At 44.5% G+C, this 14,628-nt stretch carries 14 protein-coding genes and 1 pseudogene; 8 read left to right on the top strand and 7 right to left on the bottom strand.

Translation table 11 applies throughout. From position 1 onward, the window contains the following. The first annotated feature begins 60 nt into the window (after window positions 1-60). Window positions 61-996 carry a metallophosphoesterase gene (locus tag JGK07_RS16530; protein WP_293225170.1) on the top strand — a complete coding sequence of 312 codons (936 nt, stop codon included), beginning with the start codon at window positions 61-63 and terminating at the stop codon, window positions 994-996. A 156-nt stretch (window positions 997-1,152) separates the two neighbouring features. Here JGK07_RS16530 and JGK07_RS16535 read toward each other — a convergent pair. The 3 genes and pseudogenes from JGK07_RS16535 to rpe all read right to left on the bottom strand — a co-directional run. Then, window positions 1,153-1,353: pseudogene (locus JGK07_RS16535) on the bottom strand (transposase); the annotation flags it as partial. A 328-nt stretch (window positions 1,354-1,681) separates the two neighbouring features. Continuing rightward, entirely contained in the window at window positions 1,682-2,035 is a 354-nt protein-coding gene (locus tag JGK07_RS16540; RefSeq protein WP_293191563.1) for a hypothetical protein, read from the bottom strand. Window positions 2,036-2,358: 323 nt separating this feature from the next. Continuing rightward, window positions 2,359-3,060, bottom strand: coding sequence for a ribulose-phosphate 3-epimerase (gene rpe / locus JGK07_RS16545; protein ID WP_293175534.1), 702 nt, complete (start codon window positions 3,058-3,060; stop codon window positions 2,359-2,361). 240 nt (window positions 3,061-3,300) lie between these two features. Between rpe and JGK07_RS16550 the strand changes: the two genes are divergently transcribed. Further along, a complete protein-coding gene (locus tag JGK07_RS16550) occupies window positions 3,301-3,675 on the top strand; it encodes a hypothetical protein (protein ID WP_293156757.1) in 375 nt (124 codons plus the stop codon). Window positions 3,676-3,779: 104 nt separating this feature from the next. Beyond that, window positions 3,780-5,186, top strand: coding sequence for an LCP family protein (locus tag JGK07_RS16555; RefSeq protein WP_293175532.1), 1,407 nt, complete (start codon window positions 3,780-3,782; stop codon window positions 5,184-5,186). 111 nt (window positions 5,187-5,297) lie between these two features. Here the strand turns inward: JGK07_RS16555 and JGK07_RS16560 are convergent, their stop codons facing one another. Further along, window positions 5,298-5,720, bottom strand: coding sequence for a DUF2809 domain-containing protein (locus JGK07_RS16560; protein WP_293175530.1), 423 nt, complete (start codon window positions 5,718-5,720; stop codon window positions 5,298-5,300). Window positions 5,721-5,879: 159 nt separating this feature from the next. Between JGK07_RS16560 and JGK07_RS16565 the strand changes: the two genes are divergently transcribed. Further along, window positions 5,880-6,521: a ceramidase domain-containing protein gene (locus JGK07_RS16565; protein WP_293219538.1), complete on the top strand. Its 642-nt coding sequence runs from the start codon at window positions 5,880-5,882 to the stop codon at window positions 6,519-6,521. 433 nt (window positions 6,522-6,954) lie between these two features. On the opposite strand, the gene JGK07_RS16570 is transcribed toward JGK07_RS16565, so the two are convergent. Further along, complete coding sequence (locus JGK07_RS16570; protein ID WP_293242628.1) at window positions 6,955-9,645, bottom strand: ABC transporter substrate-binding protein; 2,691 nt, start codon at window positions 9,643-9,645, stop codon at window positions 6,955-6,957. A gap of 93 nt (window positions 9,646-9,738) precedes the next feature. Here JGK07_RS16570 and JGK07_RS16575 point away from each other — a divergent pair, with 93 nt between their 5' ends. After that, entirely contained in the window at window positions 9,739-9,876 is a 138-nt protein-coding gene (locus JGK07_RS16575) for a hypothetical protein (RefSeq protein WP_293175524.1), read from the top strand. Between the two features lie 88 nt (window positions 9,877-9,964). On the opposite strand, the gene JGK07_RS16580 is transcribed toward JGK07_RS16575, so the two are convergent. Both JGK07_RS16580 and JGK07_RS16585 read right to left on the bottom strand, forming a co-directional pair. Further along, window positions 9,965-10,198 (bottom strand): sensor histidine kinase, encoded by a 234-nt coding sequence (locus JGK07_RS16580; protein ID WP_366934298.1) that lies wholly within the window; start codon window positions 10,196-10,198, stop codon window positions 9,965-9,967. 640 nt (window positions 10,199-10,838) lie between these two features. Continuing rightward, entirely contained in the window at window positions 10,839-11,738 is a 900-nt protein-coding gene (locus JGK07_RS16585; RefSeq protein WP_293175518.1) for an alpha/beta fold hydrolase, read from the bottom strand. Window positions 11,739-11,967: 229 nt separating this feature from the next. On the opposite strand from JGK07_RS16585, the gene speB reads away from it, so the two are divergent. The 3 genes from speB to modA all read left to right on the top strand — a co-directional run bounded on the left by speB (window position 11,968) and on the right by modA (window position 14,620). Further along, entirely contained in the window at window positions 11,968-12,897 is a 930-nt protein-coding gene (gene speB / locus JGK07_RS16590; RefSeq protein WP_293175516.1) for an agmatinase, read from the top strand. A 133-nt stretch (window positions 12,898-13,030) separates the two neighbouring features. Beyond that, window positions 13,031-13,588, top strand: coding sequence for a thioredoxin family protein (locus tag JGK07_RS16595; protein ID WP_293175514.1), 558 nt, complete (start codon window positions 13,031-13,033; stop codon window positions 13,586-13,588). 243 nt (window positions 13,589-13,831) lie between these two features. After that, window positions 13,832-14,620 carry a molybdate ABC transporter substrate-binding protein gene (gene modA, locus JGK07_RS16600; protein WP_366516875.1) on the top strand — a complete coding sequence of 263 codons (789 nt, stop codon included), beginning with the start codon at window positions 13,832-13,834 and terminating at the stop codon, window positions 14,618-14,620. Window positions 14,621-14,628: the final 8 nt, after the last annotated feature.

The following is a 14,628-nucleotide window of genomic DNA, read 5'->3' on the forward strand; positions in this document are numbered from 1 at the left end:
ATTTTAGGTGAGCCATCTCATCCTTAATTTATCATTTCATTAGTTCTACCCAAATTTCTCATGAGCATCAAACGCCGTCACTTTCTAATTTTAGGCAGTCTGAGCGCCCTAGGTTTGGCCGGAGTCTCGAAAATGCTTCAGCTTCGGACTTCCTGGGGTAGAGACGCCAATGCTGCTGTGCCTTCTAACCTTGAGGCCCAAAGGGCGATCGTCCCATTGCCGGCCTCACCGCCTATTTTACGCTTTATTTCGCTGGCCGACACCGGTACCGGCGCTGAAGGTCAGTATGCTGTGGCTGAGGCGATGGCGCAATATCACCGGGAAAATCCTTTTAACATAGCTGTTCTCGCCGGCGACAATATCTACAATAACGGCGAAATTGAAAAAATTAATGCTGTTTTTAAGAAGCCTTATCAGCCGTTATTGCAGCAAGGCGTTAAATTTTATGCTTGTTTGGGAAATCACGACATTCGCACTGCTAACGGCGACCCGCAAGTTAAATATCCGGGTTTTAATATGCAAGGTCGCTACTATACTTTTCGGCGCGATCCGGTACAGTTTTTTGCATTAGATACCAATGACAATGCTGACTGGAAAAATCAGCTTGTTTGGCTGGAGAAAGAGTTAAGCCAAAGCACTGCACCCTGGAAAGTTGTGTTCGGTCACCACCAGATTTATTCCTCTGGCGTGTATGGATTGAATCAACCTTTTATTAAGACTTTGACGCCTTTGTTTCAAAAATACGGCGTGCAGCTTTATATCAACGGACACGAACACAGTTACGAACGCACCCGCTCGATTGACGGTACGACTTATTTAATTTGCGGTGCTGGCGGAGGGACTCGTCCGGTGGGGCGTTCTGAGTGGACGGAGTTTTCTGCTAGCCGCCTGAGTTTTGCGACGTTTGATGTCTATGAAGACCGGATGTTTGTCAGTGCGATCGGTACTGACAAGCGGGTTTTTGACCGGGGAGTGCTAAAAGTGCGATCGGCTTAATTCAAATTATATTCAGGAGCAAACAAAATGAATAGGGGTTGTAGAGCCAATAAAACGGTTTTGTTTTAGAAGCAACTGTAGAAGGTACGTTGAGAGGTCAACGGCATCCCCTAAGTCTATCAAAACCGCATAAAATAGCCAACTAGCCCAGATTTAAATCTGGATTCCGTTGAGCAAACCTGTCCATAAATAACTTAAATTTAAAAGTCTCTTTACTGTACAAAAGATATCTTCAATTTGCCAGCGTCTTTGATACAAATCTGCCACTACATAGGGGGGTAATATTTTAGGTTCTCGGACACTTGTTAGATAAGAACGCCAGGATTTCTTTGAGCGAACTTGTACTAATCTTATAGTCCAATACGGTTTACTTAAAATTGTCCGAAGAGAGGAACGAAGCATAAGCCCTAGCCCTTTCAGGGCGGCTTCGCCAACGGGCAGGCTTCGCCAACGCAGTATCTATTTTTCATAGGGTTTTACCCTTATAGTCAAGGCTGGTGTTTTTTTGTCCCTGCACCTATCTAAATTATCTGGTTTTTGACATCATAAGTATTGGTTAATACCCGCTCGACCTGATAAGATGCACCTTTCTTAATCCGAGTAATAAATCCAATTTCTTGCTCGATTAATTTTTTCCAAAAAGCGAAATGATAGAAGCCTCCTACCATACAGCAAGATTTTTGGCTTAACTGTTTTTAGGAAATCTTCCTCGAACATGAGTATCTGCTTGTTTCGGATTTTCCCAAAAACAAATTTCTTCGGGAAGATGAGTTACTAGGTCTACGATTACTCCCATTTTTCCGGATAATTGACCAATTGGAAAATCTGATAAACTTTCTAGTTTACGAAATAATGCTTCTAATGTTGAGCCGTCAGCTATCCAGATATTTTCAAAGTTTTTTAAGGCAAATTGTACGCTATCTGGTAATGGTCTCGATTTTCTCATCAACCATTTTTGTCGAAAATGAGGTAGTAATTCTTTAAACACTTTTTCAAATAAAATTGCTCTCAAAGTTAAAAATATGAGTGATAATACCATTTTTTTAAAGTTATGACAGACTTTGGCAAACAGGGAAAGTGTATAAATTACAATGTCTTGTCGTGTTCGATCTCTATCGGATCTTTAGAAAAGAGATTAAACGATCGCTTTTTAGTTGGCTAGTTCCTGGCTTTGTGAAGGATACCGTTAACCTGACGTTGCGGCTTAGATCTTGATACTTTTAGGACTGATAATGTCGGCTCAATATTCGACATCAACAGACGTTTAAATATCTCAAATAATTATCGCTTCACAGATGCCTGTGAAGCGATAATTTTCGGAAAAGTCTATTAGCAATTTATCGGACGCGATCGCATTTTCAATTAAACAGCCGCCAACTGTGGAGTCGGACGCTTGCTGTTGCGGATACCCTCGATCGCACCAGCATAATCCTTCGCCTTAAATACCGCAGAACCAGCTACGATCGCATTTGCGCCCGCTTCCAACACCTGCCAAGTATTATCCACCTTCAAACCACCATCCACCTCAATCCAAGGATCGAGACCTCTCTCGTCGCACATTTGGCGCAACTTGCGGATTTTCGGCACAACAGTCGGAATAAAACTTTGACCGCCAAAGCCCGGGTTGACGCTCATAATCAGCACCAAATCGCAAAGTTCCAGCACGTGCTCGATCAACTCCAGCGGTGTCGAAGGATTCAAAACCACACCAGCCATTTTGCCCAATTCCCGAATTTGACCCAGGGTGCGGTGCAAGTGAGGCGAAGCATTGTGTTCGGCGTGCACCGAAATAATGTCAGCACCAGCCTTAGCGAAGTCCTCCACGTACTTCTCCGGCTCCACAATCATCAGGTGGACATCCAGGGGCTTGGTAGTAACCGGGCGAATTGCTTCGACAATCAGCGGCCCGATCGTAATATTAGGTACAAAGCGACCGTCCATCACATCTACGTGAATCCAGTCGGCGCCAGCGCGATCGACAGCCTGAATCTCTTCTCCAAGACGGCTAAAATCGGCTGATAATATTGATGGAGAAATAACGATCGATTTTTGGGATTTGGTCATGGCTAAGTCTGTTCTCCTGTCTCCTGTGCTGTATCCAGTTTATCAAAATGCGGCTCTCCAGGTCGAAAAGTTGTCAATAATAGGTAAAGGCAGGTTTAGCGGCCAAATTTTGCCTCTAAGAGACAATCTTTGTGCAAAACCTGCCCTGCTCTCCGAATTTTGGTTTAGGATATAAATTTTGCCTCTAACAAATAACTTGTGTGCAAAACTAGACCTTCTACAAATTTTCAGTAGCGAATTATGAAAAATAAAGATCCCTTAGACAATCCCGAACTCGATCGGGCAAGTCTGTTTGTACTAATGATCCCAGTCATCGGCTTTTTCCCCGCCCTGTGGAATCTTTACCGCCGTCAGGGCAGCCCCGAGCGCAAAGCCGTCAGCCGATTGGCAATTGCCCTTGCATTTAGCTGGCTCTTAGGACATATTCTTTTAGAAGCTGGAGCGATTTCTGCGGAATCTTCGACACTTACCATGTTATTAATGAGTAGCCTGCTGACAACCAGCTATTTTATCGTTGCCCTGGGACTGATGGTTCGCCTCTGGAAGCGTCAACCGCTATGGTTGCCCGGAATTAGCCGCGTAGCCGAGCAAGTGGTCGGCAAACATTTATCATAATTTAGGGTTCTTTTAAGCCCCTACCGTATTGATTGACTGCGTTTTCAGCTTGATACTACATATTGTCACGATCTTTTTTATTTTTGTTGTGTGTGAGGAAGCCAGTGCCAGCTCAAAAAACTCCTAATCAAGACCCTATCAAACAATCAACCGCTCAACCTTCAACCAAAAAATCGCACCAACCGCATCGAGGCCGTTGGCTGGGTTTTGGTTTTGGTTTGGCTGGAGTAGCCATGCTCTCAGCCACAGCCGGAGCGCTGCTAGCCGTCTCCCTTTCCACAACGCCGCTTCAGCAACAAAAGTTGAGCCCTGAAGAAGCGGCGGTGTTTTCTCAAGGCGACATGGCAAAGCTCAACATGAAGATGCCGGAGCTGACTCGCCCAGTTAATATTTTAGTTCTAGGACTTAAGGTTCTGAGTTCAGACCTCGAAGGCCATCCCGATAAAGACAAGGGATACGATGTCTGGCAAAACTCTTTTAAGGGGTTAACCGATACTATGCTGTTGGTGAGGTTTGACCCTCAAAATAAAAAAATAAGCGTGCTTTCCATTCCGCGAGACACCCGCACCTATGTCGAAGGTAGGGGTGTCGTGAAAATCAACGAAGCTAATTACTACGGCGGCCCTGCTTCTTCAGCGAAGTCAGTGAGCGGACTGCTGGGCGGCGTGGGAATCGATCGCTATGTCACAGTCAATATTCAAGGCATCAAAAGTTTGGTAGATGCCCTGGGCGGGATTACGATTAATGTCCCTAAAGACATGAAGTATACCGATGAAAGTCAGCATTTATATATAGATTTAAAGGCTGGCAAACAACGTCTGAATGGCGAACAAATCGTACACTATTTGCTTTACCGACATGACGATTTAGGGGATATCGGGCGGGTACAGCGCCAGCAATTGTTGATGCGGGCTTTTGTGGAAGAGCAAGTTAATGTTGGTTTGCTCTCTCGGTTGCCGAAGATTTTATCGGTGATTCAGTCTCACCTTGATACTAATTTGAGTATAGAAGAATTGGTGGCTTTGGCTGGTTTTGCTACTCAAACCGATCGCGCTGGAGTGCAGATGTTGATGGTTCCGGGCAAATTCAGCGATCCTAAGGACTACAAGGCAAGTTTTTGGTTGCCAGACCAAAATGGCATCGAAACTCTGGTGGCAAAGCATTTTGACTTCGGTCAAAATACTTGGACAATCGAGAATGCTGATTCGACTTTTCTGAAGGTGGCGATTCAAGACAGTACGGGCGATCGATCGGCGGTTGAAGATTTTGCCAAGACTTTAACTCGGGCAGGCTATCGAAATGTGCAAGTTTCTAAAGCTTGGCCTGAACCGCTAGATGTAACGACGATTGTAGCTCAAGACGGGGACATTAAAAGTGCTGAAGCGATTCGCCAGTCTTTGGGTTTTGGAGAGGTGCTGGTTGAGAGTACCGGTTCTTTGCAGTCGGATGTGACAATCAGATTGGGTAAGGATTGGTTGAGTCAAAAAACTCAGTCTGGCGGAGGGCTTTAAGTCTTTGTGAACGGAGATATTTTTGCACTAATATCAGCAACAGGCAAGATGCCTGTTCCACAAAAATTAGATTTTATTGTGGAACGGGCATCTTGCCCGTTTATGAAAGGCTTATTGACAATGGTTCGATCGCCTCAGCCACCGCACCCACACCCAACCCAAAAAACTACCGATAAAATAAGACGGAAAATCCCACCAAGTAAAGGAGTTTCCCAATACCAATCGTCCCGGTAAAGTAGCTCTAGCTGCTTGTAAAAACGGAGGTTGCCACAGTTGCAGAAACTCCAATCCGCAGATAGCAATACACACTCCTATAGCAACCCAAACGAGGGAAGCTTGCGGCCACAAAAAAACTGTTAGCAAAATCCAAAATATTTCATAAGCTACGGCCCCGAAAAAATCGTTGAACCATTCCGGTGCAGGGCCGCGAGAAAACCTGACTGCGTAACCTAAAGGGATAATCACAGCAATGCTTATTAGCAAGGCTACTCGGTATTTGAAAAAACGGCGATCGGGATAAAATGGAGAATTCATTAAATTTGAGACAGGTTTTTTGTTCAATTTAACGATTGTACTGTAGTCTGAATTAGACATCTCCTAAAGAGCCACTCAAGGGCAGGCGTTCCGCCTAATCCCTACTTTCCACAAGAATTATGGAACAGGTCTATTATACTCTCAAAACAGTGACATGACATGAATGATTACATCGATCTTTACTGCGAACGTATTATTCCTGGTTTATGGAGTGAACCACTAAATGCTGTATCTAATATTTCTTTCCTCATTGCAGCATGGGCTATTTTTCAATTGACTCGGCAACAGCAAAAAGTACCGACTGGTATTTGGATATTGATTAGTTTAGCCACCAGTATAGGTATTGGAAGTACCCTATTTCATACATTTGCGACAGAATGGGCAGGATTGCTAGATATGATTCCTATTGTGCTCTTTCAGCTTGTTTTTTTATGGTTATATAGCCGTCAAGTAGTTAGAATGAAATATGGATATGCAGGAGGATTGCTAGTAGGATTTTTATTTGCAAGCAACTTCAGCAATCAATTTACAAATGTACTCAACGGTTCTCTTTCTTATGCTCCTACTTTTTTAGTATTACTAGGGCTTGGACTATATCACTACCAACAGCAAAAGCGTGAGCCATTTGTTCTATTAGCAGCATCGGGGGTATTCTTGTTAGCCCTTTTATTCCGAACTGTCGATCGCGCAATTTGTCCTTACTTTTCAACGGGCACTCATTTTCTTTGGCATCTTTGTAATGGTATTTTGCTGTACTTATCGGCAAGAGCATTAATCCTAAACAGGTCTATGATGGAGTAGGGTTTACTTAAGAAAAATCTGACTTGCCCAAAATGGCTATATTGCCAGAAAATCGTCAGATGAAATTCATCAAAAGCATTAAGTAAACCGTATTGCAATACAATCCACTCCATCAAGAGAAGAGTTTTGAACCGTATTGGGGCGCTTTTGGCGCAGAGGGAAGAGTATTGCGAGGGTTTTGGATGTCGTAAAAAAACCTTTTATCCCTCCCCTCTCTGTGTTCTCTGTGTTCTCTGCGGTAAAATATTCTTAATATCTACTTCACCTCTTTATAATCCAAAAATCGTCAGATGAAATTCATCAAAAGCGTTAAGTAAACCGTATTGGTCTATGATGGAGTAGGGAGCGATCGCCTCTACCCCTCTCCACATCCCTAAGCACCTCTTCTAGCAACATCCGCTCTAAATGCCGGGAGTAAGCTAAAATCTGCAATCTACCGATCGACTGGCGCAAAATCGTAACCTGCACCAGATTTAGAATCGGGTACAATTTGCAAAAGAACTACTTTGCTATTGCGATCGCCACTCGACAAAAATCTAATTTCCCCCGTCGCACCGCTAACTTTAAAATCCTCAGCAGCTAAGGCTTTAGCCAGCATCACTCGCCCCGCTTGACCGCTATTCGGAGCAATTTTCCCGATCGACCTTCCCATCCGCAACACCTGCACCGCATCGTAACTCATCGCCGTCCGCCAGCTAACATCAATTCCCCACAAATTTCTAGCTAATTCTACAAATTTTTGATTTTTACTATCAGCAAAATGCCAAGGTACAGAAATTATAGCCCCGTTCAAAGCTGCTCCACCCTGTTTCAATAAATCCGTATTGTATAGAGCATCACCGCCAATTATTGGCAAACCTTTTTGATTATTTTTAGCGATTTCCAGGAATGAATTTACAGTATCTGAATCTGGTAGCAAAACCAACACATCTGCTTCCATCCCATCGATGTGCGTCGCCGAATTTGGCTCAGATAAATCTACTTCTTTAACAACTTGACCGCCTTCCAGAATCAAAGTAGTAGAAAAAGCTGTTTGCAGAGACTTGCTATAAGAACTTTTGGAATTGTAAAAAACCGCAGCCGTGCTTTTTTTCATGCCAGTTAACATATAGCGAGCTAAAGCCGTACCTGTAAATTGGTCGCTCGGTATCGTCCGAAAGAAATAGTTCACGCCGTCAGGGCGCCTCGGAACCGTTGCTAATTGAATGCTCGTGCTCGTAGGTGCGATCGCCACCATTTGATTTTGACTGTAAATTGGAGCAACTGCGATCGAAGTTTTGCTGGTTCCGTGACCGACAACCGCTAAAATACTGCTATCTGCAATCAGACTCTGTGCAATAGCCTTCGCCCGATTTTCATCATTACCGTCATCAGCAATTACTACCTTTAAAGGCACTCCCGCCTTAATTGCTTCGTCTTGAGCTTGAGCTATCCCGCGCAATATTTCCGCCGCCCCGCTGAGATTGTCGCCAATCGGAACTACTGCGGCAATTTTCAAAGCTTGTGCAGTACCGAGTCGAGCGTTATTGAGATAAATTAAAGTTTCCGCGTCTGTGCGATCGACTTTTACAGCCGCTTCTAGCTGACTTACCGCCGTTTTGAAGTCACCGCTGGCGATCGCGCGAACTCCTGCTTGCTTGTCAGGATTTGCCGTGCTAGCGAACAAAATGCGATCGCCCGCACTGATGTAACTGCTGGCATCTACAGGCGAGGAAGTCTGGGCATTTTCCGGTGTCACCCCAGGCAAAGAGGGCAATTGAGAATCGCTAGGATTCAGACTTCTCTCAGCTAAGTGTACAGCATCTTTGAGGATACTTATCAACTCTTTTTTGAAGACAAAAGCACCCGCACCTAAAGCAATTAAAAATATCAAAAATACATAAATAAGCCAGCTTTTGTTACTGCTTTTTTGAGAGTTATCTTGCTCGTGACTGCTCGCCAAAGTAGCCACTGTTGGCTCCTCCAAAGCTGCTAACATTTCCTTAGCATTAGCGAACCGACTTCGGGGGTGAAATCTAATCGCTTTATCCAGAACTGCGGCAAATCTCACACTCACCTTTGATGAATGATTCTGCCAAAGCATCTCCCGAGTTTGGGGGTCAGTTTCTAAATCCTGGGGCCACTTTCCAGTTAGTAAATAAATTGCCGTCAATCCCAAACTGTATAAATCGCTCGAATATTCGGGTCTCCCAGCGGCTTGTTCCGGAGCCATAAATTGGGGCGTTCCAATGGAGATTGTTACATCATTTAACCCAGCAGTCATCCCTTGATTAATTGTTTCCTTAACTACGCCGAAATCTATCAAAACTGGTTCGTCGTCAGACTTGCGTAATATAATATTTTGGGGTTTAATATCTCGGTGGATAATCTGTTTTTCGTGTATATAATCCAAAACTATTAGCAGACTTGTCAGGATTTTTTTAACTTCCTCCTCGTTCATTCTTCCAACAACTTTGACTCGGTTGTTAAGCGTTTCCCCGTCTATCCATTCCAGCGCCAAGAAAAATAAACCGTTTTCCTCAAAGTGCCCGTAAAGTTTGGGGATTTGAGAATGCCCTTCGCCCAACTTTTCCAAAACAGCAGCTTCTTGAGAGAAACGCTCTCGAACACTTTGATCGATATCAGGATTATTTGTCTGCGGCTTAAGCTGCTTAATGACGCAACACCGGTGCGAAGGCATTTGCGTGTCTTCGGCCAACAATGTTAAGCCAAAACCTCCTTCTCCCAACTTCTCAATTACCCGGTACCGATTGTTTAAAAGTTGTTCTGATTCTGGGTTGGGTTCCGGCGGCTGCAAAATCTCTCCGTTGATTTGCACGGGACTTTCTACTGCGAGAATTCCATATTTGCCACTCCCGTTTGGTTCGGTATGAATTAGCATGGATGTGTCGCCGTTGTCTTTTAACTTTCTCTTGAGTTCAAAAATGCGATCGACTATTATTTTCTCTTCGTCACCTGTTGGGGGACGCTTGTACAACACATTAAAAATCGCTGTCGGTGCGACATATTTGCCGTAGTGTTTGCTCAACAGCAGCAGCACGATATACTCTTCTTTGTTTAGGTCTATGCACTCGGAAGCTAGCTTGACGGTGCGGGTTTTAGTGTCGATGCTCAAGTTGTCCATACCGAAAAGTTTTATTGATAACTGAGAAATTAATAAAAATGCAAGTAATTGGTAAGAAATCGAGTATAGCCTTTATCAGGCAGATCTGGTACAATGACAGCACTGGGTAAACTACTGGAGAGATGTTTAGCTCGTCAACTGGATGGAATGCTCGTACCAGAGGCTGCAAAACAGGCTCGATCGCACGAGCGAGAAGGGACAATATCCTTAACCCTTAGACTTATTGTATAAATCTTCTATCGCTCCCGAAACCGCAGATAAACGCAGATAAACGCAGATGTATTTCCAGATAAGTCTTCTTAAAAATTTTCAAGTTCCGTTAATAGCGATCGCCCACAGGTAAGCTCAGTATAAACGCTGTTTGACCGAGGATAGCAGTATCTAGTTGAATATCGCCACCGTGGGCCCTTGCGATTTCCCGTGCTAGGCTTAGTCCCAATCCCGATCCTGCTATTTTTTGGATCTGAGTGAAGTAGCCGCGATGGAAGCGCTCAAAAATACGATCGCCCTCGCTCAAAGAAATATCCTGAGAACTATTGACAATTTTCACAATGACTCTTTTTTCCTGATTGCCTGTATGTTAAAATTGCAATTGCAAAATTTGATAAAGTCAAAGGAGCAATACGAAGGACAGTTTTAGATCTAATCTAGTATCTCAAACCCTTGATGGCTATAGGGATGACTATTTTTTCAATCTTTAAGTCTCGCCCGCTCGTTTCAAAAAATCATTAAAAATGCCAGGGCTTACTCGCGATACGCTTAATTACTGACAGTCCCTTTAGCAAGTTTTCCGTTGGTGGGTACTAAAAAGCAAATCACTAAATATTTAATACGCCTAAAAGCAATGCACTGTACATGGGAAGAAGATGGTAAGTATTATTTGATCGATCCTAAAAAAAACTATCTTCCTAATACGCTAAAATGTTGCACCATACGTTATCACATTGAGCGAGAAGATGATGATAAAAATTCTGACTCGTTTGTATATTATTTAACCAATCTTAACTACATTTCGCCTCAAGCGTTTCAAGAACATGAGCTAAAACCCTTATTTTGGGACTCATTGTTAAGATGTTGCGGTATTGAGGTTGACTAAAATATTAATAGATGAAATTTTAGCAATACTATTGCTATCCCCATCAGCATTACCAGGCTCCAGCCTGGTAACGAGTAGAAACTTCAACTGTCAACTATCAACTGTCAACTGTCAATTGTTTAATCCATTCGAGTAAAATCGGATTCACTAATTCCGGGGCTTCATCCTGGGGACAATGGCCTACGCCCTCCAGCGGAATAAACTTTTCTACAGCCGGAAACTTGGCTAATTCTCGCCCGAGGGCGATCGGCTCCCAAGGGTCTTTTGCGCCCCATATAATCAAAGCAGGACAGTTCAAACGCGGTAACAAATCCTCCGGTAAGGGGCCTTGAGAATAGCTGATAAATGCTACAAATACATCCACTGCGCCGTTGTCTCGCGCTGGTTTTAACAAGATTTCTACAAGTTCGTCGCTGACAGCTTCGGGACGGTGATAGGCTTGCAAAAGCACTTTTTTGACTGTATTCGGCGTTGCTAATTGTTTGAAAAATAATTGACTAATCCATTTGACATTTAAAATCTTTTGTGCTATTGGCGCTCCAAAACTGCGATACCAAGGCATTTCGGCGCGTTTGCGATCGTGCAACAAGCGCAGGGAACAATTGAGTAAAATTACACCAATGGCGATATCTGGAAAATCGACAGCGGCTTGCATAATTGCTACGCAGCCGATCGAATTTCCCACCAAAAAAGCAGGCCCGCCCGCAACTTCCCGACAAAAATCAGCAATCAACTGTCCCCAAGTCTCAAAAGTATAATCAATCTCCAGCTTGGGTGCGGGTTTCGCAGAACCGCCAAAACCGATAAGATCGATCGCAAAACAACGACAATCAGCAGCCAACGCCGGTAAATTCTTGCGCCAGTGGCCCCAAGACGCGCCGAAACCATGGACAAACACCACCGCAGGGCCCTGGGAACCCGCAGTCTGATAGCAAATCGGAAAGCCTTTCCACATCCAGGTTTGAGGCCGGGCAGCAGTTAACGTAGAAGAAGTCATATAGGTAAAAAAGTGAAAATTTAAGGGTGCAAAGGACTAAAGTCCTTACTACCAACCGTATCGCAATTCGAGGCAACCACGGAAATATACGCAAACCTTCCTTCCCTCCTCCCTCTGCGCCCTCTGCGCCCTCTGCGGTTAAATCCTCTTTCTCCTTCCTTTGTAGTTAGAGCCGCTATTATGTCAGGATTAAAGATGCTGCATTTTTTGCCTTATTCAAACTTCCCCTATGCCAACGATCATCTCAACTTCTGTCGTACCCTTTCTCGGTTCCGAAATTGTACCCGACTACGACACAGCCAAAGTAGTTATTTTACCAATTCCCTACGAAGCAACAACCACCTATCGGCGGGGGTGCGAAAACGGGCCGGCTAAACTGCTAGAAGCTTCTCACCAGCTCGAATGCTACGACGAAGAACTCGATCGCGAAGTTTGCTACGATGTTGGTATTTATACCGCATTGCCGATCGCCGATACCCGCAACCAGCAACCAGTATCATCCCTAGAAATGCTGCAAGTCACGCAACAAACCGTGCACCAGCTAATTACCGAAAATAAGTTTGTCATCTCCCTCGGAGGCGAACACAGCATCACCGCCGGCGTTGTCGAAGGCTACCGCCAAGGATACCCCGACGAACCCTTCACAGTCGTGCAAATAGACGCCCACGGCGACTTGCGGCACGAATACGAAGGCTCGATTCACAACCACGCCTGCGTGATGCGGCGGGTTGTCGATATGGGCTTACCGACACTGCAAATCGGGATTCGCGCTATCTGCAAAGAAGAAGCCGACTTGATTAAAGCCAAACAGCTAAACGTGTTTCGAGCTCGGGAAATAGCTAATCAACCGGATTGGGCCGATCGCGCAATTGCTAGCATAACAACCAAACGAGTATTTTTGACGATCGACCTAGACGGCATCGATCCGACATTAATACCAGGAGTTGGCACGCCGGAACCAGGTGGGTTAAATTGGTATTCGCTCACCGGATTTTTACGCCGGTTATTCGAGTCCTACGAAGTCATCGGCTGTGACATCATGGAACTAGCACCTGTTGTAGATTCTGTAGTCTCAGAATTTACCGCCGCCAAACTAACATACAAAATGATTGGATATCAAGCTCTGGCGAAAGGTTGGCTAAAGCAAGACGAGGAATAAATCGCCAAGTCCGAATTCAAATAGGCTGTTAGTCAGGCTATAATTAAGGTAAAGTCCAAAAATAACCTATTAGATTCGCACCGATCCTTTCATCTTTCATCTTAGAAAATACTGCTCCTCACATCCTGAAAAAATGAGTTTAATCAGCGAAACAACAGGTACTCCCATTAACGGCTACGCTCCCGATTTTGAACTTCCGGGAGTTGACGAAGACGTTCACCATTTATCTCGATATTTAGAAAAATTTCGAGCGATAGCGGTGATATTTTTGTGCAATCAGTCTCCCTGCGTCCAGTTGTATCTCAATCGCCTCAAACAACTGCAAGCAGATTTTCAAGATAGAGACGTTACTTTAATCGGGATTAATGCTAATGATGCCAACCAGCATCCCGACGAAAATTTTGAAAATATGAAAATTTTTGCAGCCAACAATCAACTCAACTTCCCGTACATCCGAGATATGGCTCAAGATGTGGCTGAAAGTTTTGGGGCTTCTCATACGCCGGAGGTTTTTTTGTTAGACCAAGACGGCAGATTGCGCTATAAAGGTTTAATAGACGACAATGCCGACAATTCAGAAGCGGTGCAATTTTCTTATTTGCGAAGTGCGATCGACCAATTGCTGAATGACCAACCGATAGAACCTTCGAGTACAGAGGCGATCGGTTGTGCCCTCAAATGGCGGGAATAGACGGCGGTTGAAACCGCCAGAAAGTCAAACATAGACGGCGGTTGAAACCGCTCCTACACAAACATAGACGGCGGTTGAAACCGCGTCTACACAAACAATGTCCGCCTCCGCGGACTGAAGAAGATAACATATTTTAACCGCTTGCTCTTCAACCCGCGGAGGCGGGTTTTGTATGTATCGACGCGGTTTCAACCGCCGGGTCTTCAACCGCCGGGTCTTCAACCGCCGGGTCTTCTATTTCCCATGAACTCAAAAAATACACATATTCTCAATTTAATTATCGCAGGAATGGTGGCGATCGCACTACTGATTAGTTGCACTCCAGCCACAACGCAGCAGCGCACATCTTTAACCATATCCGCTGCTATCAGTCTTTCGACAGCCTTAACAGAAATCAAAACAGTATATCAAAGCAGCAATCCCAATGTTAATATTACCTATAATTTTGGTGCTTCCGGCGCCCTAGCCCAGCAAATTCAGCAAGGATCCCCAGTAGATGTATTTTTTAGCGCCGCTACCAAACAAATGGATGCTTTGCAGCAAGCTAATTTGCTCCTCAACCAGACACGACGAAACCTCCTGACAAATCGCCTGGTATTGATTGCACCCAAAAATAGCGCTGTTTTGACCGATTTTAAACAGTTGACAGATGTTAAAATCAAGAAAATTGCGATCGGCGAACCCAACAGCGTCCCCGTCGGACAATACGCCCAAGAAATGCTAACTAAACTAGGATTGTGGCAGCAAATTAAGCCAAAATTAGTGCTAGGAAATAACGTCCGCCAAGTGCTGACATTTGTCGAAAGCGGAAACGTTCATGCTGGCATAGTCTACGCCACTGACGCCAAAACATCCGACAAAGTAACTGTACAGCTAACGGCCGCCGCAAATTTGCACTCGCCCATTGTCTATCCCCTAGCAGTTATCAGAAACAGCCGCCATCCCGCTGCCGCAAAAACGTTTGTTGAGTTCTTGGCGGGCGATCGCGCTAAAATAGTATTTCAGAAATATGGATTCGGTTTAGCTCGTTAATTAGCTAA

Origin of the sequence: Microcoleus sp. PH2017_24_DOB_U_A, assembly GCF_020738205.1 — a bacterium.
Taxonomy (GTDB): Bacteria; Cyanobacteriota; Cyanobacteriia; order Cyanobacteriales; family Microcoleaceae; genus Microcoleus.

Coding starts and splice junctions, on each gene's coding strand:
- JGK07_RS16550 (WP_293156757.1), top strand. CDS start 3,301: ATGAAAAATAAAGATCCCTTAGACAATCCCGAACTCGATCGGGCAAGT.
- JGK07_RS16575 (WP_293175524.1), top strand. CDS start 9,739: ATGACAGCACTGGGTAAACTACTGGAGAGATGTTTAGCTCGTCAACTG.
- JGK07_RS16595 (WP_293175514.1), top strand. CDS start 13,031: ATGAGTTTAATCAGCGAAACAACAGGTACTCCCATTAACGGCTACGCT.
- JGK07_RS16565 (WP_293219538.1), top strand. CDS start 5,880: ATGAATGATTACATCGATCTTTACTGCGAACGTATTATTCCTGGTTTA.
- JGK07_RS16585 (WP_293175518.1), bottom strand. CDS start 11,738: ATGACTTCTTCTACGTTAACTGCTGCCCGGCCTCAAACCTGGATGTGG.
- rpe (WP_293175534.1), bottom strand. CDS start 3,060: ATGACCAAATCCCAAAAATCGATCGTTATTTCTCCATCAATATTATCA.
- speB (WP_293175516.1), top strand. CDS start 11,968: ATGCCAACGATCATCTCAACTTCTGTCGTACCCTTTCTCGGTTCCGAA.
- JGK07_RS16540 (WP_293191563.1), bottom strand. CDS start 2,035: ATGGTATTATCACTCATATTTTTAACTTTGAGAGCAATTTTATTTGAA.
- modA (WP_366516875.1), top strand. CDS start 13,832: ATGAACTCAAAAAATACACATATTCTCAATTTAATTATCGCAGGAATG.
- JGK07_RS16570 (WP_293242628.1), bottom strand. CDS start 9,645: ATGGACAACTTGAGCATCGACACTAAAACCCGCACCGTCAAGCTAGCT.
- JGK07_RS16530 (WP_293225170.1), top strand. CDS start 61: ATGAGCATCAAACGCCGTCACTTTCTAATTTTAGGCAGTCTGAGCGCC.
- JGK07_RS16560 (WP_293175530.1), bottom strand. CDS start 5,720: ATGAATTCTCCATTTTATCCCGATCGCCGTTTTTTCAAATACCGAGTA.